This is a genomic window from Mesorhizobium sp. WSM4850 (assembly GCF_055811735.1).
In genome coordinates, this window is the sequence record NZ_JBVVPV010000044.1 from 20654 (window position 1) to 41716 (window position 21063).

At 63.2% G+C, this 21063-nt stretch carries 19 protein-coding genes and 3 pseudogenes; 11 read left to right on the forward strand and 11 right to left on the reverse strand.

The features are described 5' to 3' along the window. Nucleotides 1–62: 62 nt before the first annotated feature. A complete protein-coding gene (locus AC0L2Z_RS28820; RefSeq protein ID WP_287175289.1) occupies nt 63–1193 on the reverse strand; it encodes a glycosyltransferase family 4 protein in 1131 nt (376 codons plus the stop codon). Between the two features lie 5 nt (nt 1194–1198). Further along, complete coding sequence (locus AC0L2Z_RS28825; protein WP_473629946.1) at nt 1199–1762, reverse strand: polysaccharide biosynthesis/export family protein; 564 nt, start codon at nt 1760–1762, stop codon at nt 1199–1201. 259 nt (nt 1763–2021) lie between these two features. Between AC0L2Z_RS28825 and AC0L2Z_RS28830 the strand changes: the two genes are divergently transcribed. Together AC0L2Z_RS28830 and AC0L2Z_RS28835 are read left to right on the forward strand one after the other, a co-directional pair. Then, entirely contained in the window at nt 2022–4256 is a 2235-nt protein-coding gene (locus AC0L2Z_RS28830; RefSeq protein WP_473629947.1) for a GumC family protein, read from the forward strand. A gap of 549 nt (nt 4257–4805) precedes the next feature. After that, nucleotides 4806–5033, forward strand: a pseudogene (locus AC0L2Z_RS28835) (endonuclease domain-containing protein); the annotation flags it as partial. Between the two features lie 131 nt (nt 5034–5164). Here AC0L2Z_RS28835 and AC0L2Z_RS28840 read toward each other — a convergent pair. After that, entirely contained in the window at nt 5165–6397 is a 1233-nt protein-coding gene (locus AC0L2Z_RS28840; RefSeq protein ID WP_473629948.1) for a GNAT family N-acetyltransferase, read from the reverse strand. A 91-nt stretch (nt 6398–6488) separates the two neighbouring features. Between AC0L2Z_RS28840 and AC0L2Z_RS28845 the strand changes: the two genes are divergently transcribed. From AC0L2Z_RS28845 to AC0L2Z_RS28855, 3 genes are all read left to right on the forward strand, one after another. Next, nucleotides 6489–7544 carry a polysaccharide deacetylase family protein gene (locus AC0L2Z_RS28845; RefSeq protein ID WP_473629949.1) on the forward strand — a complete coding sequence of 352 codons (1056 nt, stop codon included), beginning with the start codon at nt 6489–6491 and terminating at the stop codon, nt 7542–7544. A 130-nt stretch (nt 7545–7674) separates the two neighbouring features. Further along, nucleotides 7675–8376: a molybdate ABC transporter substrate-binding protein gene (locus AC0L2Z_RS28850; protein WP_473629950.1), complete on the forward strand. Its 702-nt coding sequence runs from the start codon at nt 7675–7677 to the stop codon at nt 8374–8376. A gap of 236 nt (nt 8377–8612) precedes the next feature. Beyond that, on the forward strand, nt 8613–9083 hold the full coding sequence (locus AC0L2Z_RS28855) for a VOC family protein (protein WP_473629951.1): 471 nt from the start codon (nt 8613–8615) through the stop codon (nt 9081–9083). A 181-nt stretch (nt 9084–9264) separates the two neighbouring features. On the opposite strand, the gene AC0L2Z_RS28860 is transcribed toward AC0L2Z_RS28855, so the two are convergent. Next, the gene (locus AC0L2Z_RS28860) at nt 9265–9483 is read right to left on the reverse strand and encodes a DUF2842 domain-containing protein (RefSeq protein ID WP_128173134.1); all 219 of its coding nucleotides are present in this window, start codon (nt 9481–9483) and stop codon (nt 9265–9267) included. 152 nt (nt 9484–9635) lie between these two features. Between AC0L2Z_RS28860 and AC0L2Z_RS28865 the strand changes: the two genes are divergently transcribed. Next, the gene (locus tag AC0L2Z_RS28865; protein WP_473629952.1) at nt 9636–10727 is read left to right on the forward strand and encodes a COX15/CtaA family protein; all 1092 of its coding nucleotides are present in this window, start codon (nt 9636–9638) and stop codon (nt 10725–10727) included. Here AC0L2Z_RS28865 and AC0L2Z_RS28870 read toward each other — a convergent pair. The 3 genes and pseudogenes from AC0L2Z_RS28870 to speB form a co-directional block, all read right to left on the reverse strand. Then, nucleotides 10717–11555: pseudogene (locus AC0L2Z_RS28870) on the reverse strand (aminoglycoside phosphotransferase family protein). The gene AC0L2Z_RS28865 and the pseudogene AC0L2Z_RS28870 overlap by 11 nt on opposite strands. After that, on the reverse strand, nt 11556–12488 hold the full coding sequence (argC, locus tag AC0L2Z_RS28875) for an N-acetyl-gamma-glutamyl-phosphate reductase (protein ID WP_473629953.1): 933 nt from the start codon (nt 12486–12488) through the stop codon (nt 11556–11558). A 31-nt stretch (nt 12489–12519) separates the two neighbouring features. Then, on the reverse strand, nt 12520–13527 hold the full coding sequence (gene speB, locus AC0L2Z_RS28880; RefSeq protein WP_287175255.1) for an agmatinase: 1008 nt from the start codon (nt 13525–13527) through the stop codon (nt 12520–12522). Between the two features lie 404 nt (nt 13528–13931). Here speB and AC0L2Z_RS28885 point away from each other — a divergent pair, with 404 nt between their 5' ends. Continuing rightward, nucleotides 13932–14981 (forward strand): glycerophosphodiester phosphodiesterase family protein, encoded by a 1050-nt coding sequence (locus tag AC0L2Z_RS28885; RefSeq protein ID WP_473629954.1) that lies wholly within the window; start codon nt 13932–13934, stop codon nt 14979–14981. 310 nt (nt 14982–15291) lie between these two features. Here the strand turns inward: AC0L2Z_RS28885 and AC0L2Z_RS28890 are convergent, their stop codons facing one another. Then, nucleotides 15292–16164, reverse strand: a complete 873-nt coding sequence (locus AC0L2Z_RS28890) for an aldo/keto reductase family oxidoreductase (protein ID WP_473629955.1) — start codon at nt 16162–16164, stop codon at nt 15292–15294. A gap of 93 nt (nt 16165–16257) precedes the next feature. Between AC0L2Z_RS28890 and AC0L2Z_RS28895 the strand changes: the two are divergent. Further along, nucleotides 16258–17161: pseudogene (locus tag AC0L2Z_RS28895) on the forward strand (LysR family transcriptional regulator). 73 nt (nt 17162–17234) lie between these two features. On the opposite strand, the gene rpsI reads toward AC0L2Z_RS28895, so the two are convergent. The 3 genes from rpsI to AC0L2Z_RS28910 all read right to left on the reverse strand — a co-directional run bounded on the left by rpsI (nt 17235) and on the right by AC0L2Z_RS28910 (nt 18881). After that, entirely contained in the window at nt 17235–17717 is a 483-nt protein-coding gene (rpsI, locus tag AC0L2Z_RS28900; protein WP_027155304.1) for a 30S ribosomal protein S9, read from the reverse strand. 1 nt (nt 17718) lies between these two features. Continuing rightward, nucleotides 17719–18183, reverse strand: a complete 465-nt coding sequence (rplM, locus tag AC0L2Z_RS28905) for a 50S ribosomal protein L13 (RefSeq protein ID WP_473629956.1) — start codon at nt 18181–18183, stop codon at nt 17719–17721. A gap of 233 nt (nt 18184–18416) precedes the next feature. Next, complete coding sequence (locus AC0L2Z_RS28910; protein ID WP_473629957.1) at nt 18417–18881, reverse strand: PaaI family thioesterase; 465 nt, start codon at nt 18879–18881, stop codon at nt 18417–18419. A gap of 149 nt (nt 18882–19030) precedes the next feature. On the opposite strand from AC0L2Z_RS28910, the gene AC0L2Z_RS28915 reads away from it, so the two are divergent. The 3 genes from AC0L2Z_RS28915 (at nt 19031) to AC0L2Z_RS28925 (ending at nt 20918) form a co-directional block, all read left to right on the forward strand. Beyond that, nucleotides 19031–19852, forward strand: coding sequence for an enoyl-CoA hydratase (locus tag AC0L2Z_RS28915; RefSeq protein WP_473629958.1), 822 nt, complete (start codon nt 19031–19033; stop codon nt 19850–19852). 15 nt (nt 19853–19867) lie between these two features. Next, on the forward strand, nt 19868–20290 hold the full coding sequence (locus AC0L2Z_RS28920) for a VOC family protein (RefSeq protein ID WP_023798350.1): 423 nt from the start codon (nt 19868–19870) through the stop codon (nt 20288–20290). A gap of 106 nt (nt 20291–20396) precedes the next feature. Beyond that, entirely contained in the window at nt 20397–20918 is a 522-nt protein-coding gene (locus AC0L2Z_RS28925; protein ID WP_473629959.1) for a CoA-binding protein, read from the forward strand. Nucleotides 20919–21063: the final 145 nt, after the last annotated feature.

The window sequence follows — 21063 nt, forward strand, 5'->3', positions numbered from 1 at the left end:
ACAAATAGGTTTTGGGGAAGCTTTGAAGTCAGCGCCGTTTTGGGGTTAGCGCCCATTTCGGGTTAGCGCTTGAGCGCCGCGAAATAGGCCGTCTCGATCGCGGCGGCCATCACGTCGGCGCCGAATCGCGCCTTGAGGTCGGCGGTATCGGGCATCAGCCTGCCATAGGCATCGGGGTCGGCCAGCGCCGAGCTCATCTTGTCGGCAAGCTCGCGCGGATCGGGCCGGATCAGGGCAGGGGAGCCGGCGCCAAGAATTTCCGGGATGCCGCCGACGCCGGTGGCGATCATCGATTTGCCGGCGGCGAGCGTCTCCAGCACGATGTAGGGCATGGCTTCCGCGCGCGAGGGCACGACAACCAGTTCGGCCAACTCGAAGGCCTTGCGCGCCGGCATCGGCGGCAGGAAGCGCATATGCCCTTCGAGCCCGAGCCGCTTCACTTGCGCATGGTAGCGCGGCAGGTCGTCGCCGTCGCCGACCATCACCGCATTCACCGGGCGGCCGAGCCGCGTTCCGGCGAGAACCAGCGCATCGATGAAGATGTCCGGTCCCTTGAGGTCGCGCATCATGCCGATATAGAGGGCATCGGCCGCATTCGGTTCGGTTCGCACCGGCTCGAACTCGGCGGCGCTCAGTCCATTGTAGACAAGGTTGTTCGGGATCGGCGGTTCGCCGACCTTCCTGCGATAGGTCCGCCTTTCATAGTCGGAGACAAACAGAAGATAGTCGGTGAAGCGCGCCATGAACCGCTCGAGCGCGAAGAACAGCTTCCCCGTGCCGGTGGTCTCGTCATAGTGAAGAGAGCCGCCGTGCGGCGAATAAAGGCGGGCTACGCGAAACCTTGATACCCGCAACAATGAGCCGAACAGGCGGGCATAGGCGCCACCCTTGGCGCCGTGCCCGTGGAGCACGTCCGGCCGCAATTCCTTGATGATCCCAAATGTGCGCCAGGCCGAGGCGAGGTCGCCCGGTCCGACATGCCGCTGCATCGGCGTGCGATGGATGCCGAGCGCCATTATGCCCTTCATCTGTTCGAACAGATGTTCCTCGAAGTCGCCGCCCGTCGTCGAATCGCAGACGATGCCGACGGCATGCCCGGCGGCGACCTGCGCCTCGGTCAGGTCGCGCACGTGACGAAAAATCCCCCCGACAGGTGAGCGAAAGCAGTGGACGATCCTGAGTGTGTCCGCCACGTGGTCTAGAACAGGCGTTCGCGAACATAGACCGTGTCGCCGGGCAGAAGCGGGTCAGAGGTGGCAATGCGACCGGTCATGACCTTGCCGTTGATGTCGCGGGTGATGTCGACGCTTCCCTGGTTGGCACGCGGGCTGAAACCGCCGGCGATGGCAATCGCCTTTTGCACGGTCAGGCCGGGAACATAGGAGTACTGGCCCGCAGCACCGACTTCGCCCATGATGAAGATCGGCCGGTAGCGGTCTATCTCGACCGAAACGTCCGGATCACGGAGATAACCCTGGCGTAGTTTGTCGGCGATCTCGCCTTCGAGTTGCTGTGCGGTGTGGCCGCGCGCCGGCACGGCGCCGACGAGCGGGATGGACAGATAGCCGGATTGGTCGACACTGTAGACGTTGGTCAATCCTTCCTGCTCGAACACGGTGACGCGGACCCGGTCGCCGGCGCCGAGGCGATAGGGCTGATCGAGCATTTTATGAAAGGCGGCCGGCGCCGGCCGGTAGCTGGAGCAACCGGCAAGCAATGACACGGCGAGCAGCGCACGGAACAGGGGAGCAGTGCTTTTCATGACCGTACATGTACCTTCGACTGGCCGCCGCTGCACCGCGGCAAACGCTGGAGATCGAGGCCCGTTATCATCCGGTTAGGGTTAATGGCCGGTAAAGGCGGGCGGCCGAAGCGACGGCAACCGACAACAGGCGGCCGGTTCCGGTGCTTTTAGCTGCCGCGTGCGCGTAAAACCTGACAGGTTGCTTACCGCAATATTAACGGCTGAGTTACCATATTTGTTTACGGTGTATACTGACTAAAATACCGGAGCAGGATGCATGTCCGTTCAATCCGCGGCCGCAGATGTCGACGTCGATCTCAGGCAGCTCTTCGCCAGCCTTGCGAGGAATTGGCTGCGCATTCTTGTCGTCGCGCTTGTCGTAACCGGCCTGGCGTTCGCGCTCACCTGGCTCACCACGCCGCATTACCGGGCCGAAACCCGGCTTTTGATCGAAACGCGCGAATCGGTCTACACGCGCCCCGACGGCACCAATGACAACGACAAGCCTATACTCGACGAGGAAGGCGTGACCAGCCAGGTCGAGGTCATTTCCTCGACCGACATCCTCAAGCAGGTGGCGCAGAAGCTTGATTTGTCGCGGCTGCCCGAGTTCGACGAGACGGCGGATATGCCGGCGTTGAGCCGTCTGCTTGTCGTCGCCGGCCTGAAGAGCGACCCCAACGAGATTCCGCCGGAAGAACGCGTGCTGACGAAGATGCGTGAGAAGCTCAACGTCTATCGCGTTGAAAAATCTCGCGTTATCGTCATCGAATTCTCCTCGGAAGATCCCCGGCTCGCCGCCGCAATCCCGAACGCCATCGCCGACGCCTACATCTCCGTCCAGGGCAATGCCAATATCGAATCGAATTCCGCCGCAACCGACTGGCTTGCGCCGGAGATCGCCGACCTGTCGAAGCGGGTGAAGGATGCCGAGGCCAAGGTGGCAAGCTACCGCGCCCAGTCCGATCTTTTGATGGGCGGCAACAATTCGGTGCTCGCCACGCAACAGCTTTCCGAACTGTCCAGCGAATTGTCGCGGGTGCGGGCCAATCGCGCCTCGGCGGCAGCGACTGCCGACAGCGTGCGCAGGGCGCTGCAGAATGGCGGCTCGCTGGATGCGGTACCGGAGGTGCTGTCGTCCGGACTGATCCAGCGGCTGCGCGAGCGGCAGGTCGAGCTCAAGACCGACATCGCCGACCTTTCCACCTCCTTGCTCGACAATCATCCGCGTATCCGGGCGCTGAGGTCGCAGCTTGCCGATCTCGACCGCCAGATCCGCAACGAGGCGGAAAAGATCATGACAGGGCTGATGACGCAGGCGCAGACCGCCCAGGCCCGCGAAAACCAGCTTGTCGCCGACGTCAACACGCTGAAGGCCGCATCGGCGCGCGCCGGCGACCAGCAGGTCGAACTGGACGCGCTGCAGCGCGAAGCGACCGCCCAGCGCCAGCTGCTCGAATCCTACCTGACCCGTTATCGTGAGGCGTCCTCGCGCAAGGACAGCAACTATCCGCCGGTCGACGCCCGTGTCTTTTCCCGCGCGGTGGCGCCGTCCCAACCCTATTATCCAAAAATCCTGCCGATCATCGGTGCGGCCTTCGTCGGCTCGCTGCTGGTCATGGCGATCGTGACGCTTCTGCAAGAGCTGTTTTCGGGGCGCGCCATGCGGCCGGCCGCCGGCGCCCGCTTCGAGCGGATCGAACAGGTCGCGATGCCGGTTGCCCGCGAACCGCCCAATCACGAACCATCCGATCACGAACCGCCCGATCACGACCCACCCAATCAGGAACCGGCCGATATCGAAGACCTTGGGGATCGGACTGCGGAAGTCCAGGCAGAGCCGCAAGCGGCTGCCGCGCCGCCAGCAACTGGCCCGGCAACTGGTGACGACGTCGGGCCGGCGCGCCGCAGCCTTGGCGAGGTCGAAATCGACAAGGCGGTGGAGAAACTGATCACAAGCGGTGCGGCACGCGCCATATTCGTGTCGCCGGAAGGCGACGAGGCGGCCGCCTCGGCGGTGCTGGTGGCGCGTGAGGTTTCCGACACCGGCCTGCGCGTGCTCCTGCTCGATCTCACCGCTTCTGGCGCCGCCTCGCGACCGACGCTGGACAGCAGGCTTTTCCCGGGCATCACCGATCTGCTCGCCTCCGAAGCGCAGTTCAGCGACGTGATCCATGCCGATCTCTATTCGGACTGCCACGTCATTCCCGTCGGCAACGCCGATCCGGTTCGCGCCATGCGCGCCGCCGACCGGCTGCCGATCATCATGCAGTCGCTGACCACCGCCTACGATCTGGTCGTGGTCGAATGCGGACCCACCGACGCGCAAGGCATCAGCCGCCTTGTCGGCGAGGGCACAGAAGTCTTCCTGTCGCTGCTGGAGCCGAACGACGAGGTGGCGCAGGCCGCGGTCGAATTGATCGAGAGCGGCTATCCCGACCTGACACTGGTGACGCCGGTCGGCCATCAGACGCCAGGGACGCCGTTACCCGGACGGCGCTCCGCCGCCTGACGGTTCGATAATTCTCTTGAACGTTGTCGACCAGAGTTTGCAGCAGTGGCGGCAATAGCGCGCTCTTCCCTTCTCCCCTTGTGGGAGAAGGTGGATTGGCGCGCAGCGCCAAGACGGTTGAGGGGTGTTGGACGGAGTGCGGCCGATGCCAAGCTGGAGCACCCCTCATCCGACCGAGCTTCGCTCGGCCACCTTCTCCCACAAGGGGGAGAAGGGGGAGCCAAATCGCTTACGTCGGCGACCGGAGTTTGCAGCAGTGGCGGCAATAGCGCGCTCTTGCCTTCTCCCCTTGTGGGAGAAGGTGGATCGGCGCGCAGCGCCGAGACGGTTGAGGGGTGTTGGCCGGATCGCTGTTGGTGCCAAGCTGGAACACCCTCATCCGACCGAGCTTCGCTCGGCCCCCTTCTCCCACAAGGGGAGAAGGGGGAGCCAATCGCGAACGTCAGCGATTTGCGTGACGATGGTGCTGGACGGAGCGCCAACGCCGGGTAATCTCGCCCGATGCCGCATCAGCCCGTCGCCCCGACCAAACGTCGTTTCGCCCGCTCGATGCGCCGCGAGTCAACAGAGGCGGAAGACCGCCTGTGGCACGAGCTGCGCGGACGCAGGCTCGACCGCATCAAATTCCGGCGTCAGGTTCCTATCGGCAGATTCATCGCCGATTTCGTTTGCGCCGAGGCCAGGCTGATCGTCGAGATCGACGGCAGCCAGCATGCGGATTCAAACTATGATCGGGAGCGAGACGCCGAATTGAAGGCGAGGGGCTTTCGTTTGCTGCGCTTCTGGAACGACGACGTGCTGCGCGATTTGAACGCCGTCTGCGATACCCTTATGTCGGCGACCAGAGTTTGCAGCCGTGGCGGTAATAGGGGAGCTAAATCACTTACGTCCCGGAATCTCGGCAGCGTTCAGCTGTCGTCTTCGCCCGCTGCTGGCACAGCCTGTCCGGCCGTCTTGCGGCGCAGCATCTTGGTCAGCTTCCAGATCGTCGGGCTGTTCTTGACGAAGGCTTTCAGGCGCGCGCCCTGCCGCAGGACAAACACCAGCGCGCGGCCTTTTGTCGTCAGCGGAATCAGGACCTCGAAATGCCGGGTCTCGATATCGCACCACAGCCGCTTGTAGGGTTCGTCGCCGACCGAGAAATCATAGACATCGAACCCCTTCTCGCAGGCTTCCTCGATGTTGTCGAAGAACAGGAAGTCGCCGGGGCTGGCATGGGCGAGGTCGTCGTCGGCGATCGCTCCGAATTCGCAGATCAGGCGTTTTCCCGAGCGGCTCGAGCCGGTGACGGCGCGAAGCTTGCCGGCGACTTCGAGCCCATGCAGCACGAAGGACGGCGTGTCGTCGGACAGCGCTTCGACGAACAACGCGCGGAAGAAAGCACGAACCTGTGGCTCGCCGAAGACGTTGGCTATGCCCATCTTGCGGAAGCGGAACTCCTTCATCTCGAAAAACGCATCGAGCAGCCTGTTCACCTCGTCCGCCGTCCGGGCCTCGATGCGGCGGTGGCTGCCGACGGCCCCAAACTTGCGCGCCTGCGAGCGGTGCCTCTTGCGCCTGCGCTTGCCGCTCGCGCGCGAGAGCAGCGCATCAAAACCTCCCGCCAGGTCGACGGCCAGCGACAGGTTGGGGCTGGGAAAATGCGGGAGGGATAGAAGCGGATTGGCAACGCGGTCGAGATCGGGCAGCAGCCGTTCCAGCGAGACGAGGTCGATGTCCGGCCGCGCCCTGGCGATCGCCGCCAGCATCGGGCGGATAGAAGCAGCATCCGCCGCCTTGGTCAGCCAGGACGGGTCGGCGGCGGCGAAATTGCCGTTGGCATGGCGGCCGCCCATGAAACGGGCGACGCGTAACCGACCGCTGCTGGTGACTTCCAGCGCCAACCAAAAAACCGGCCGGCCGTCAGCGCTCAGCGTCGCCAAGACGGTGTCCGCTTCGGCATGTCTGGCCCAGTTCAGGATCCAGGCCGGGCTCTGCGCCGGCGCGAACAGCGCCGAACCGCAGAACTCGGCATAGGCCGCAAGTGCCGCACCGTCGGCGACCGACACCGACAGGCCGGCATGATCCGCAGGCACCGCGCGCGGCGCCGCCTGCATGGCCTCGAGCCGATTGCCGTCAAATGACGCGGTGGCGTCAACCATACCTCAATCCTTTAGGGCGTATTCACCGCGATTGGGGGCGCGCATAGGCGCATTCCGTGCTTGGATGAGCCTAGGCGCAAAAGGTGAATGAATGATCGACGGGGGCGAGGCGATCCGGAAGCTGGCGCTCAACGTCGTGCGCTATACCGGTCTTGCCCCGCTGGCCAAGCCGTTCGTCGGCGGCATCGGCGCCATCCTGATGCTGCATCGGGTAACCGCCACGCCGGAAAAGCCTGATAGCGTCAACCGGCATCTCAATATCGCGCCTGAGTTCCTCGACGCTGTCATCGCCGACATGAAGGCGCACGACTATGCATTCGTCACCCTGGACGAGGCGATCGAGCGCATCAAGGCCGGCAGCAAGGGTGGCCAGTTCGCGGCGATCACCGCCGACGACGCCTATCGCGACAACATGACCGAGGCGCTGCCGGTGCTGGAAAAGCACGGCGCGCCGATCACCATCTATGTTGCGCCGGGGCTGATAAACGGCGCCGCCGATCTATGGTGGGAGGTGGTCGAGGACATCGTCAGCGCGCGCAACCGGCTGGTTTTGACGACACCGAACGGTCCGGTGACGATCGACTGCTCGACCCCGGGCAAGAAAATCCAGGCCTTTGCGCGCCTGCACGATTATCTGACGCTGGAGGTCCGCGAGGAGGACCAGCGCGCGGTGCTGCGCGAATTGGCGCGGTCGAACGGTATCGAGTTGGGCGCGCGCCAGAGCCTGTTGATGAACTGGGACGAGATCCGCGCCATGGCAGGGCATCCGCTGGTGACGATCGGCGCCCACACCGTCAATCATCGCAATCTGAAGCGGCTTTTCGAAGCCGATGCTCGGCACGAGGTCGATGACGTCAGGGGCATATTGCAGGCCGAGCTTGGCAAGGCGCCGCGCCATTTCGCCTATCCCTATGGCTATGCCAGCGCCGTTGGTGACCGCGAAGTCGGCTTTGCCCGCGACGCCGGCTATGTCTCGGCGGTGACGACACGCCACGGCGTGCTGCGCGCCGAACATGCCGGTTTCCTGCACGCGCTGCCGCGTATTTCGGTCAACGGTCGCTATCAGAGCGTTGCCCATATCCGCACGATGCTGTCGGGCGTGACGACGCCGCTGGCCAACGCCGGAAAGATGCTCGTCACCATCTAGTGGTGAGACACTCCGGTGGACCGCAAACCCTTTGCGGACCATCCCTGATGGGAGGTCAAGGGAACGTCGTGACCCGTTGCGGACATTCCGTATATGGTGAGAGAGCATCCAGCGCAGAAGGGGCGCGTTAATGGGCGATGAGATCCAGGTCTTTGGAGCCATTGCGGTCCGGCCGGCAGTCCTCCCTATCATCGCGTCGTTCGAAACGGCGACTGGGCTCAGCGTAGTGAGCAAGTGGGAACTCAACCCGACGGTGAAGGTTCAGATCGAACGAGGACAGCCCTTCGACTTGGTCATCACCAATCCGAAGCTAGTTCGGGACCTGACTGCAACCGGATGCGTGCTGGCGGAGAGCCAGGTGCCATTTGGCCGGATCAGCATGGGCGTGGCGGCAAAGGCGGGCGGCCGTGCGTTCCGCGTCGACTCCATCGAAGCGTTCGAGCACGCCCTGAAGAATGCCAAGTCGATCGCCTACGCTAGCGACGGAACCAGCGGCGGCTACTTCACCGGCCTGCTCGAACGGCTGGGACTGGCGGCTGAGGTGAAGCCAAAACTAGTGCCTATATTGGGAGGGCAGACGGCGACCAGCGTGGCTCGTGGCGAAGCCGAGTTGGCAGTTGTTCCGGTAACCTCCATCCTCGCTGCCGCCCCTGACGTTATTCTCATTGGTCCTTTCCCTGCGCAACTCCAGAGCCACATCGACTTCGACCTCGCCATAAGTGCCGCCACGAACACAAACGCCGCTAGACAGTTGCTGAACTTCCTGTCCTCGCCCGATCTTGATGAGTCCCTCGCGGCCACAGGCATCGAACGGCGTCCTAAGCAGACCTGATCCGCGATTGAGCGACGTCCGCAAATGGCGCTACCGAGCCGGCCAAGGCATTCGCCTAAGCCGCGCAGGCAAAGAGCGTTCAACGTCTCAGCCGGGTGGAACGCGGAAAATCCAGCCCATGCATCGAACAGCCTCTTTGCGGAGCCCGTTCGCATTGGAGATGTATCGCGGCTGCAGGTCGCCCGGTTCAATGCGAAATGGTATGCTCGTCATATTATCGGCAAGGGAGGTTCGGCATGCCTGTAACCGTTGGTGCGCACCATCTGACGCTGTTCACACACGACATGGACCGTTTCATTCGCTTCTATGGAGAAATCTTCGACGCGGAAACGAAGTTCGACCTGTCCGAGCCCGGTCCCGGTGGCGGCACTCTTCGTCACTCACTTATCGACGTTGGAGGTGGCTTTGCCCTTCATCCGTTCCAAATGCCGGAACCAACGGGGTATGAAGATGGGTCGATGCAGATGGGCAAGAGAGGTCACATAGATCATCTCGCGCTGAAGGTAGACGATGAAGAGCGCTTGCAGGAAGTCAGGCGACGTCTAGTGAAGGCTGGCGCTTCGGATGGGACCGTTACAGATTTCGGCGCTGTCCGTCTAGTGACCTTCAAGGACCCGGATGGAATGGAGGGCGAGGTCGCACGGTGGACCGATAGCAAACGTGTGCTCGGCTTTAAAGAACGCAAGCAGGAGCTTTGGCAAGACTGATCGCGAAGGTCCGCATTGGGCAGATCCTGCCTCACACCTGTTCTCCCGTCATCGACTTTTGAGAAGGGTCATGAATGTCGCGAAATGGCGCTGCCTGTGCGTTCCGATCGGCGACCCGGAAGGCAGAAAACCACGCTGAGCTGCCGCGGGCGTCAGGCTTTCACCGCGGCGGCGAGCAACCTCAGTTTTTAGGCCGCGGCGGCTCCAGGATCAGCCATTTGATGATGCCCATGGCCGGCAGCACCCAGAGCATGCCGCTGAGCAGGAAGAACAGGAAATGCGCCAACGGTCCCGATTCCGCCAGTTGCGCAACCGCCACGATCGATGCGACCAGCGCATAGACGATGACCAGCGCCACCAGCAGGATTGTTCCGATCAGCTTTTTCAGGCGAATGGGCATTTCGCGATCCGGTTGATCCCTATCGCTTAGGCCCAACGGAAGAGGCACGCAACAGCCAAGAAGCGGCGCGACGGCGTGCCGCGCTGTCCGGTCTTGCCAGTTGGATTGCGATGGTTCACCAATCCGCGACTGCAACCTGCCGGGACAATACCATGGCTGCCATATCAGCTGCCGCGCCTTTCGTGGCCCGCGACCGCGACCTGCGTAACCGGGCGCTGGTGCGCGGCTGGCTCTACGTCGTGCTCCTGGTGCTGTTTGTGCTGGTGCTGGTCGGCGGCGCCACCAGGCTCACCGAATCCGGGCTTTCGATCACCGAATGGAAGCCAATCCACGGCATCATCCCGCCGCTCAACGACGCCGAATGGCAGGAGGAATTCCAGCGCTACCAGCAGATCCCGCAATATGCCGAGCTCAACAGGGGCATGAGCCTCGAAGCGTTCAAGTCGATCTTCTGGTGGGAATGGTTGCACCGGATCCTGGCGCGCGGTGTCGGCGTGGTTTTCGCCGTGCCGCTGGTGTTTTTCTGGGCGACGCGCCGCATCGAACGCGGTCTTGGTCCGAAATTATTGGGCATTCTTCTTCTCGGCGGCCTGCAGGGCGCGATCGGCTGGTGGATGGTGGCGTCCGGGCTGGTCGACCGCGTCTCCGTCAGCCAGTACCGGCTGGCGACGCATCTGACGCTGGCGGCGCTGATCTTCACCGCGACCATGGTGGTCGCGCGGGGGTTGGCCCCGCATTCCGAGCCCGCGGCCGACCGCTCGACCCAGCGTCTGGCCGGCTTTCTGGTGCTGCTGGCGCTGATCCAGATCTATCTCGGCGGGCTGGTCGCTGGGCTCGATGCCGGCCTGAGCTACAACACCTGGCCGCTGATGGACGGCAAGCTCATCCCCGGCGACCTGTTGATCCTCGAGCCGGCATGGCGCAACTTCTTCGAGAGCCCGAAGACGGTCCAGTTCATCCACCGGCTCGGCGCCTGCGCGATGTCAGTCGCAGCACTTTGGCACATGATTGCCACGCACCGGCGCCAGCCCGGCACCACCCATGCGCGCCGCGCGACGCTGCTGTTTGTGCTGGTGCTGCTGCAGGCCCTGATCGGCATCGGCACGCTGCTGATGCAGGTGCCGCTGCACATGGCGCTGATGCATCAGGCTTTCGCGCTTGTCCTGCTGGGCTTTGCCGCAGCGCATTGGCGCGGCACCAAGGGCGCTTATCCCATGCCCAACCAGATCGCGGTCAGAGGCTGAGCCGCACCGTCTTGATCGCCGTGGCAATGGACAATTCGCGGCTTTCGTCGATCGCATTGCCGTCTTCATGATGCCATGACGCCGACAGGCAGCCATAGGCGATGGCATAATCCAGGATGGCTGGCGGCGTCTGGCCGAGCGTTCTGGCGAAAATCTCGGCCATGTCGGCAATCCGCCGGGGATCACGGCAAAGGTCGTCGCGGTCGAGCGGATTGTAGAACATGTTCGCCGCGTCGAAGCCGGGATCGCCGAGAACGCCCTTCGGGTCGATCGCCAGCCAGCCGCGCGCTCCCAGCATGATGTTGTCGTGATGCAGGTCGCCATGCAGCGGCAAACCTCGACAGGATTGGCCAACAGCCGTTCCGCGGTCGCAGCCGCTTCGACGTAAAAGCTCTTTTCGCCGGCGTCGCGATCGATCTTCGCCTTGTTGAACAGACTGGAAAACCGCACCCGCAGCGGCTGAAGGTCTGGTGGGGCAGGGTGGTCGGATGGCGAGAACAGTCTTGCCATCACTTCGGCCGCGATTGCTGTAGCGGCGTTGTCGCCCTGCTCGGCGAGAACCTGTGACAGCAAGGTTTCACCGGCATATTCGAGCAGCATGCAGTGGCCGTCGCGGCCGAGCAGCCGTACCGCGCCTTCGCCGCGCCGCCAGGCGAGGAAATGCTCGCCGCGCAACTCGTCTTCGACGTCGTCGAAAGCCTTGAGAGCCTTGACGATCGCCGGCGAACCGTCCTCGCGAACAACCTTCCAGATGCGGCTGCTGAACGTCTCGGCAATCAGTTCTGGCGCGCTGACCTTCCAGCGGCCGGGGAATGCCGGAGCGTCCATTCAGTGCTTGAGGCCGAGCATCAGATCCATGTTCTGCACGGCAGCACCCGAGGCGCCCTTGCCGAGATTGTCGTAGACGGCGAACAGCAGCGCCTGGGCCCTGTCGTCGTTGGCGAAGACATGGAGCATCATCCGGTTGGTGCCGTTGTAGACTTCGGGATCGATCTCCGGCACGCGCTCGAGATGCGCATAGGGCGCCACCTCGACCACGCCGCCATCGATGGCGGCGAAATGGTCGGCGATCGCCGAATGAAGCTCGGCGCCGGTCGGCACATAGTCGAGGCCGCCGAGCTGCAGCGGCACCACCGTGATCATGCCTTGCGCGAAATTGCCGACCGCCGGCTGCATGATCGGATCATGCGACAGCTTCGCATAGGTCCTGAGCTCCGGCACATGCTTGTGCTGCAGGGTCAGCCCGTAGGGCAGGAATTCCGACGCTTCCTCGCCCTTGGCGACATAGTCCTCGATCATCGGCCGGCCGCCGCCCGAATAGCCCGTAATACCGTTGACGGTGACCGGAAAATCCGGCGGCAACAGCCCGGCCGCGACCAGCGGCCTCAGCGTCGCGATCGGCCCTTGCGGCCAGCAGCCTGGATTGGTGACGCGCTTCGCCGAAGCGATCTTGCGCGCCTGAGCCTTGTCCATTTCGGCAAAACCATATTCCCAACCTTCTGCCACGCGATGCGCGGTCGAGGCGTCGATAACCCTCGTCGTGTCGTTGCTGATCAGCGAGACGCTTTCTTTCGCGGCGGCGTCCGGCAGGCACAGGATCGCGACATCGGAGGCGTTGAGGAACTCGGCTCTGGCTGCCGGTTCCTTGCGGCGCTCGGTCGGAATCGAGATGATCTCCAGGTCGCCGCGCTCGGCAAGCAGCGCCCAGATCTGGAGACCGGTGGTGCCGTGCTCGCCGTCGATGAAGATTTTCGGTTTCATTTGCCTGCCTGAATTCCCTGATACTTGGAAACTATATGCCACTTGCCTGGTTCAATCCGGCAACAATGTGATTGCCGTTGTTCAGCTCTTCGAGCCGGGCCTTTCGTTCCGCCAGCAGCCCGAGATAGTGCATGGCCACCGTCGACCCGGCAATTGCCGTTATATCGGCGTGATCATAGGCCGGCGCAACCTCAACGACATCAGCGCCGACGATATCGAGCTGATTGATCTGGCGCAGCACCGACAGGATCTTTGCCGAGGACGGCCCGCCGGCGACCGGTGTGCCGGTGCCGGGCGCGAAGGCCGGGTCGAGGCAATCGATGTCGAAGGTGACGTAGGCCTTCTTGCCGCCGGTGCGGTCGACGATGGCATAGGCGATATCGGACGCGCGCATGTCCTCGATTTCGTGGCCGTACAGGATCTTGATGCCGAAGGTGTCAGGCGCATGGGTGCGGATGCCGATCTGGATCGAACGGTCGGGATCGATAATCCCCTCCTTGACCGCACGGCCGACGAAGGAGCCGTGATCGATGCGCTTGCCGTCGTCCGGCCAGGTGTCCTGGTGGGCATCGAACTGCACCAGGGCCAGCGGACCGTGGATGGCGGCATGCGCCTTGAGCAGCGGCCAGGTGACGAAATGGTCGCCGCCGAGCGATAGCAGGAAGGCGCCGGATTTCAGGATCTTTGCCGCCTCGCGCTCGATCGTCCCCGGCGTCTTCTGGTGGTTTCCGCTGTCGAGCAGGCAATCGCCATAGTCGACCACGGCGAGATATTCGAACAGATCGCGCGAAAATGGGTATTGCGGGTCGTTGTCGAGAATGGTCGAGGCGCGGCGAATCGCCTGCGGTCCGAAACGCGCGCCCGGCCGGTTGGTGACGGCGGCGTCGAATGGGATGCCCCACACCACCGCGTCCGCGCCCTTCACGTCCTTCGAGTATTTGCGTCGCATGAACGACAGCGCGCCGGCATAGGTCGGCTCGAAGGACGCACCCGTCCTGGCCCGGGCGGTGAAGGCGTGGTCGATGTTGGTGTTCGGCATGAAGCGATCTCCTGTGCGTCGAGCGCCACCTTATTGGATATAATTCCAGGAAATGCGACCCCTTCCGAGGGCCATGGCCGTTCGAACTCGGTCACAACTTCTTGCTTGCTAGATGAGCCCGCATGGCCAACCCGGAACTTGCGTAGATATGCATGAATACAACCGACAGTAGCCAGCCGTCCTTACGCGGGATGGTTGTCAGCCGGGGAACGCAGCAGATTTCAGCACGCCAAGCCGGCCACCGACCGCCAGGACGGCGGCATCGATCTCGGCAAGTCGAGATTGAAGAACAGCCGCTTCAGCCGGCATTGACCTCACTTTCCGGCATTTGCGAAGCCGGCTTCGTTCACTGGGCTGTCACGCGCGTCGCTTATCCGGGTTTGCATCCGGTAGGAGCGATTCTCATGCGAACGACCTGGCTGAAACTTGTGCTTGCCGCCGCCTCGGTGCTGTTCACTGGCTCGGCATTGGCTGGCGAAACACGCGCCAGGCAGATTCTCAACCGTTTCGAACACGCCAACCAGTGGCGCGACCATGTCATGGTGGCGGCACACCGCGCCGGCAGCCTGCAGGCCCGCAAGACGCTGTTTGCGGAGAACTCGATCGCCGCCCTCGAGGCATCGATCGCGCTTGGCGCCGAAATCGTCGAGGTCGATGTCAGGCGCTCGAAGGACGGCCAGTTCGTCGTCATGCATGACAGCTGGCTCGACCGCACGACGAACTGCACGGGCGAGGTGGTCAAGCGCACGCTGGCCGAACTCAAAACCTGCAGGCTGGTGATCGAAGGCACCGGCGCCGTCACCGACGAGCCGGTTTCGACGCTGCGCGAGATGCTGATGGCGACCAGGGACAGAATCCTCGTCAACATCGACAACAAGCTCGACGTCGACAGCCTGGCCGGCATGATCGCGGTGGCGCGTGACCTTGGCATGGCCGAACAGGTGATCGTCAAGGAGAACCTGTGGAACCCGGCCAGGATCACCACTGTCAAGGCCGCCATGGGCGCGATCGGCAGCGGTTTCCAATTCATGCCGATCATTGCCGACGACGCGGTTCGCGACGCCGGTTTTGCCGAGAAGGTCAGCGGCGCCTTTTCGCCGCGCGCGGTCGAGATGATCAACTGGCGGGACGGCGCGGAGACGCTGACCGAGACCGGCGGTCCGCTGTTCAGCCCGCGCATGCGCGCCGCGGCGATAAGGGGCGACTGGCACATCTGGGCCAATACCTACGCCATCGTCAACAAGCCGGGCGGCTTCCTTGCCGGCGGTCGTGGCGATGAACTGGCGGTGTTCGCCAGCCTGCCGCGCGAGACCTACGGCTTCTGGGCCGAGCGCGGCGCCACCATCATCCAGACCGACGAGCCGAAAGCGGCGATCGACTGGCTGGCGGCAAACGGCTACCGCGTGCCTTATTCGGATGAGGCGCGGCCGGCGAACACGGCGAGCATCAATTAGTTCCTCAGCACAGGGATTTGGTTCTTTGACCGGCGGTCGCGCTGCCGGCCGGCCTGCAGCCACCATTGCTGACGCTGGGGATTAGTATAAGCCACCACGAGTTCGTCATCCTAGGGCGGAGCAAGGAGCGAAGCGACGCGGCGCAGACCCTGGGATCCATGCCGTTACCTCGGAGCGCTGCTGCGGTGCAGAACCTTTGATCGCGGAGGGACAGCGCCCAGGACAGCGCCCCCCTCTGTCAGAGGGAGGCGCTGTCCCGCCAGCCCTGTCGATCAGGGCGAGATTGGCTCGTTGCCGCTTTCGCCAATCCTCATGCAGCCATCGCCATGCCGTCCAGCTCCCTGACGGCGTCCTCCGGCAGATCGAGTTCGGCTGCGGCGAGGTTCTCCCGCAAATGCGCAACGGATGACGTGCCGGGGATAAGCAGGATATTGGGCGCGCGACCGAGCAGCCAGGCGAGCGCGACCTGCATCGGCGTGGTGCCCAGGCGCTGAGCGACGCCGGACAGGGTAGACGACTGCAGCGGGTTGAATCCGCCGAGCGGAAAGAACGGCACATAAGCGATACCGTCGCGGGCGAGTTTGTCGATCAAGACATCATCGCCCCGGTGCGCCAGATTATATTGGTTCTGCACGCAGACGATCCTGGCGATCCGTTGCGCCTCTTCGATCTGTGCCGGCGTGACATTGCTGAGCCCGATATGACGCACCAGGCCCTGTCGCTGAAGCTCGGCCAGCACAGTGAACGGCGCCTCGATCGAGCCTTCGGCGGGGCCATGCGCGTCGAACATGATCCTGAGATTGACCACGTCCAGCACGTCGAGCCCGAGATTGCGCAGATTGTCGTGCACCGCCTCCGTCAGCGCTTCGGGCGAGAAGGCCGGGAGCCACGAGCCATCCGCGCCGCGACGGGCACCGATCTTGGTGACGATCGTCAGATCGTCGGAATAGGGCGCGAGCGCTTCACGGATGAGTAGATTGGTGACGTGCGGGCCGTAGAAATCGCTGGTGTCTATGTGATTGACCCCGCGCGCAACAGCTTCGCGCAGCACGGCCAATGCCGCGCCATGGTTCTTGGGCGGACCAAAGACGCCGGGTCCTGCGAGCTGCATGGCGCCGTAGCCGAGCCGCTTCACGGTGCGGTCGCCGAGAGTGAACGTGCCGGAAAGGTCAATGCTGGACATGGTCTATCTCCGTTCAGTTGAGGTTGAGATAGGCGCTGTCCGATCTCACGATAATTGGGTACATTCCGCACGGGCTGTACGGAATGTCGAACAATGAAGATCGACCTCGGAGACCTCAACGCTTTCGTGGCGGTAGCGCGGGCCAAGGGTTTTCGCGATGGCGCCCGCGCCAGCGGCGGCAGTGCGTCGGGTTTGAGCGAGGCGGTGCGCCGCCTCGAGACGCAGCTCGGTGTCAGGCTGCTCAACAGGACGACCCGCAGCGTCGTGCTGACCGAAGCGGGCGCGAGCTTGCTGGCTCGGCTCGGCCCAGCCTTGACCGAGGTGGAATCGGCCCTCGACGTTGTGAATGGCTTCCGCGACAGGCCGGCAGGTACGTTGCGGCTCAATGTGCCGGTCAGCGCAGCGCGGCTGGTGCTGCCCCGGCATCGTTCCGGGGTTTCTCGCTGCCTATCCCGGCATCCGGCTGGAGGTGATCGCCGAGGAGAGCTTTGTCGGGGCGGCAGGCTGCGATGCCGGGATCCGTTACGACGAGCGGCTGGAACAGGACATGATCGCGGTGCCGATCGGACCGCGCCTGCAGTGCTTTGCCACCGCCGCCAGCCCTGCCTACCTTGATCGCCATGGCCGGCCGCAACACCCGCGCGACCTGCTCGGTCACGCCTGCCTGCGCGGCCGCTTCGCCAGCGGGGCGATGCCGCCATGGGAATTCGAGCGCGACGGCGAGGTGGTGCGGGTCGATCCGACGGGGCCGCTTCTCGTAACCCTGGGCGGAGCGGCCGATCTCGCCGTCGATGCAGCCATCGCCGGTACCGGCATTGTCAGCCTGTTCGAGGATTGGCTTCGCCCTTACTTTGAGAGCGGTGCGCTGGAACCCGTCCTCGAACCTTGGTGGCAGAGCTTTCCCGGGCCGTTCCTCTATTATCCCGGCCGGCGTCTCGTGCCGGCGCCGTTGCGGGCGTTTATCGACTTCATCAAGGTACCGGCCGATCGTTCCTAAATTTCGGCCAGGTTCACCAAAAGAAAAGGCCGCCCGGAGGCGGCTTTTTCGAATGTCTGAAGCTGCGCGGTGCTTAGCGCTTCGAGAACTGGAACGAGCGGCGGGCCTTCGCCTTGCCGTACTTCTTGCGCTCGACGACGCGGCTGTCGCGGGTCAGGAAGCCGCCCTTCTTGAGCACGCCGCGCAGCGCCGGCTCGTAATAGGTCAGCGCCTTGGAGATGCCGTGGCGCACGGCACCGGCCTGGCCGGAAAGGCCGCCGCCGATGACGGTGGCGACGATATCGTACTGGCCGGCGCGGTTGGCCGCGATGATCGGCTGGTTGAGGATCATCTGCAGGACCGGGCGCGCGAAATATTCGGCGAACACCTTGTCGTTGACGACGATCTTGCCGGAGCCGGGCTTCACCCAGACACGCGCGATGGCGTTCTTGCGCTTGCCGGTGGCATAGGCGCGGCCCGACTTGTCGAGCTTCTGGACATGGACGGGTGCAGCCGGCTGCGTGTTGGTGTTGCCGGTGGCAGTTCCGAGTTCTGCGAGCGAGGAAAGCTCAGCCATTTTACGAAACCTTCTTGTTCTTGGCGTTCAGCTTGGGCACGTCGAGCGTGACGGGCTGCTGGGCGACATGCGGATGTTCCGTGCCTGCATAGACGCGGAGATTCTTCATTTGGCGACGGCCGAGCGGACCACGCGGGATCATGCGTTCGACGGCCTTCTCGACAACACGCTCGGGGAAACGGCCCTCGAGCAGTTGGCGCGCGGTGCGCTCCTTGATGCCGCCGGGGTGGCCGGTGTGCCAGTAATAGACCTTGTCGGTGAATTTCTTGCCGGTGAACACCACCTTGTCGGCATTGATGACGATGACGTTGTCGCCGTCGTCGACATGCGGGGTGAAGGTGGGCTTGTGTTTGCCGCGAAGATGATTGGCGATGACAGTGGCGAGACGGCCGACGACGAGACCCTCGGCGTCGATCAGCACCCACTTCTTCACCACATCCGCAGGCTTCTGCGAAAAGGTTGTCATGGATTTGTTGCTTTCGGTTCGGACCTTCCCCCATTCACGAACGAAAAGGGAAGGCGTTTCTTGTTGCTTGAATTGGCGCCGGGCGCTCGCCCGCCGCCAATAACAAAACGGCGGCCTTTGCGGGCCGCTGTTCCGTGAGGGCTTATAAGCGAGGGGGAGGTATCACGTCAAGGCTGATGAAAACCAACAGGGCGGAGAAAACACAGTAAAAACAAAGGTTTGAGATAAAGGTATTATTTTACCACATGATCAAACCGCTTCGGCGGGATTGAATAGGTTCCCGTGGCGTGCGCTACCGTGTGTCCGTCCGGTCCGGCGACGATGTCGATTTCGAACACCATCAGGCTCTTGCCAAGCTTCAGGATGCGGCAATGACCATCGATCGGTCCGGCCTCGGCCTTGCGGACAAAATTGATGGTGAGATTGGTGGTGACCGAAAGCGCGTCCGGCCCGGCATGCGAAAGCACGCAGACATAGCCCCCTATGTCGGCCAGCGTGAACAGCGACGGGCCCGACACGGTTCCACCGGGGCGCAAATGCCGCTCGTCGGCATTCAGGCGTACCGTGCAGCCGCCCGCAAACACCTCGATCGCTTCGTAGAAGGTGAACTGGTCGTTGAGCTGCGGATAGACGGTCTCCATCAGCGCATTGACCTGCGCCGCGGTCAGCACCGGCTTGAGATTGTTTTGGGCAGGCATAGGCGGTTTCCTGTATGTGCCGTGGCCTGAGAAAACACGCCTTAAGCCTGTTCTTCAATCGGCAGCGTGCTAGTTCTTTTGTTCCATGGCCCGCGAATCCGATGCCGCTGGCCAATGATGAGGGTGGAGACATGGGAAGAGGTTTGAAAATGGCTGAAATCGTCGCCATCAAGCCGGCTGTTGCCGAAGGTCCTGTCGTCACGAGGCTGGACAAGGGCGTGCTCCGCCTGACGCTCGCCAATCCGCCGGCCAATGCGCTGTCGCTGGCGGTGATGGCGGCACTGACGGCGGAACTCGACCGCGCCAGAACAGACAGATCCGTCCGCGTCATCATCCTGGCGGCCGCCGGAAAAATGTTCTGCGCCGGACACGACCTCAAGGAAATGACCGCGCGCCGCACCGATGCCGATCGCGGCAAGGCGTTCTTCGAGGAGACGTTTTCCGCCTGCGGGGCACTGATGCAGGCGATCGTGCGCCATCCCAGGCCGGTGATCGCCGAGGTCGATGGCCTGGCGACGGCGGCCGGGGCACAACTGGTCGCGAGCTGCGATCTGGCGATCGCCTCGCACGAGGCGACCTTCTGCACGCCGGGCGTCAATATCGGGCTGTTCTGCTCGACGCCGATGGTGGCGCTGTCGCGCAACGTTTCGCGCAAGCAGGCGATGGAGATGCTTTTGACCGGCGAGACCATCGATGCGGCGACGGCCAAGGAATTCGGCCTGATCAACCGCGTCGTGCCGCGCGAATATCTCAATCAGATTGTCACCAAATACGCGCAAACCATTGCTGCAAAATCGGCCTTGGTCGTCAAGACCGGCAAGGAAGCCTTTTACGCGCAGGCCGAAATGGGGCTGGCCGACGCCTATGCCTATACCGGCCGCGTCATGGTCGAGAACATGCTGGCGCGCGACGCGGAAGAGGGCATCGGCGCCTTCATCGGCAAGCGCAAGCCGGAATGGACGGAGGAATAGGGACGGAGAATAGACATGGAGCCTCGCATCTCCATCATCACCATTGCCGTCGATGATCTCGAGCGCGCCACGCGCTTCTACGAGGCGATGGGCCTGACCCGCCATGCCGGGATCACCGAGGGCGTCGCCTTCTTCCAGATGGGCGGCGTCATTCTCGGGCTGTTCCCGCGCGAAAGCGCCGAAGCCGATTCAGGCGTTACGTTCGGTAGGGCGCCGTCGGCGATCTACCTCGCCTACAACACGCGCTCCGACGCGGAGGTCGATGACGTGCTGACGATGGCCGAGAAGGCCGGCGGCCGGATCGTCAAGCCGGCCGGCCGCGCCTTCTGGGGCGGCTGGTATGGCTATTTCGCCGACACCGAAGGGCATATCTGGGAAGTGGCGCATAATCCGGCTTTTCCGATCGCGGAAGACGGCAGCATCTCGCTGCCGGGTTGACCGCGTTTCCCACGGCTTTCCACGATACCGACCATTTCCGCATGATGCGCAGTTTCTGCTACGGTCCGGATGGTTTTCTTGCCGAAGCTCTGTATGAGGACGCCGCATGAACCATGACGCCTACGACAATGCCTATATCGCCGGCATCCTCAATTCGGTGAAGACCATCGCCATGGTCGGTGCGTCCGCCAACGATGTGCGGCCGAGCTATTTCGTGCTGAAATACCTGCTGGGCAAGGGGTTTTCGGTGTTCCCGATCAACCCCGGCCAGGCCGGCAAGGAAATCCTTGGCCGGATGACCTACGCCAGGCTCGCCGATATTCCCGAGCCGATCGACATGGTCGACGTGTTTCGCGGCTCGGCGGCGGTGCCGGGCGTCGTCGACGAGGTCTTGCGGCTCGATCCGTTGCCGAAAGTCATCTGGATGCAGCTTGGCGTGCGCCATGACGAGGCAGCCGCACGCGCCGAGGCCGCCGGCATCAAGGTGGTGATGAACCGCTGCCCAAAAATCGAATATGGCAAGCTGTCGGGCGAGATCGGCTGGACCGGTGTCAACTCAGGCGTGCTGTCGTCGAAGAAGCCGCTGATGCGGCCGGGATTCCAGAGTTTTGGCGTCCGCCGGAAGTAGGTGGTGAATGGTGAATAGTGAATGGTGAATAGAAGGATTTTTCCGGAAGGCGGCCACAGCGGCATATGAGCCGCTTGCAATCAGGATGGGGCTGGCCGACCTTGCCTTCACCATTCACCATTCACCATTCACCATTCACCACTAC

Bases quoted from the DNA above. Each gene is read 5' to 3' on its own strand.
- AC0L2Z_RS28825 (WP_473629946.1), bottom strand. From the start codon at position 1,762: ATGAAAAGCACTGCTCCCCTGTTCCGTGCGCTGCTCGCCGTGTCATTG.
- AC0L2Z_RS28830 (WP_473629947.1), top strand. From the start codon at position 2,022: ATGTCCGTTCAATCCGCGGCCGCAGATGTCGACGTCGATCTCAGGCAG.
- AC0L2Z_RS28840 (WP_473629948.1), bottom strand. From the start codon at position 6,397: ATGGTTGACGCCACCGCGTCATTTGACGGCAATCGGCTCGAGGCCATG.
- AC0L2Z_RS28845 (WP_473629949.1), top strand. From the start codon at position 6,489: ATGATCGACGGGGGCGAGGCGATCCGGAAGCTGGCGCTCAACGTCGTG.
- AC0L2Z_RS28850 (WP_473629950.1), top strand. From the start codon at position 7,675: ATGGGCGATGAGATCCAGGTCTTTGGAGCCATTGCGGTCCGGCCGGCA.
- AC0L2Z_RS28855 (WP_473629951.1), top strand. From the start codon at position 8,613: ATGCCTGTAACCGTTGGTGCGCACCATCTGACGCTGTTCACACACGAC.
- AC0L2Z_RS28860 (WP_128173134.1), bottom strand. From the start codon at position 9,483: ATGCCCATTCGCCTGAAAAAGCTGATCGGAACAATCCTGCTGGTGGCG.
- AC0L2Z_RS28865 (WP_473629952.1), top strand. From the start codon at position 9,636: ATGGCTGCCATATCAGCTGCCGCGCCTTTCGTGGCCCGCGACCGCGAC.
- argC (WP_473629953.1), bottom strand. From the start codon at position 12,488: ATGAAACCGAAAATCTTCATCGACGGCGAGCACGGCACCACCGGTCTC.
- speB (WP_287175255.1), bottom strand. From the start codon at position 13,527: ATGCCGAACACCAACATCGACCACGCCTTCACCGCCCGGGCCAGGACG.
- AC0L2Z_RS28885 (WP_473629954.1), top strand. From the start codon at position 13,932: ATGCGAACGACCTGGCTGAAACTTGTGCTTGCCGCCGCCTCGGTGCTG.
- AC0L2Z_RS28890 (WP_473629955.1), bottom strand. From the start codon at position 16,164: ATGTCCAGCATTGACCTTTCCGGCACGTTCACTCTCGGCGACCGCACC.
- rpsI (WP_027155304.1), bottom strand. From the start codon at position 17,717: ATGGCTGAGCTTTCCTCGCTCGCAGAACTCGGAACTGCCACCGGCAAC.
- rplM (WP_473629956.1), bottom strand. From the start codon at position 18,183: ATGACAACCTTTTCGCAGAAGCCTGCGGATGTGGTGAAGAAGTGGGTG.
- AC0L2Z_RS28910 (WP_473629957.1), bottom strand. From the start codon at position 18,881: ATGCCTGCCCAAAACAATCTCAAGCCGGTGCTGACCGCGGCGCAGGTC.
- AC0L2Z_RS28915 (WP_473629958.1), top strand. From the start codon at position 19,031: ATGGCTGAAATCGTCGCCATCAAGCCGGCTGTTGCCGAAGGTCCTGTC.
- AC0L2Z_RS28920 (WP_023798350.1), top strand. From the start codon at position 19,868: ATGGAGCCTCGCATCTCCATCATCACCATTGCCGTCGATGATCTCGAG.
- AC0L2Z_RS28925 (WP_473629959.1), top strand. From the start codon at position 20,397: ATGAACCATGACGCCTACGACAATGCCTATATCGCCGGCATCCTCAAT.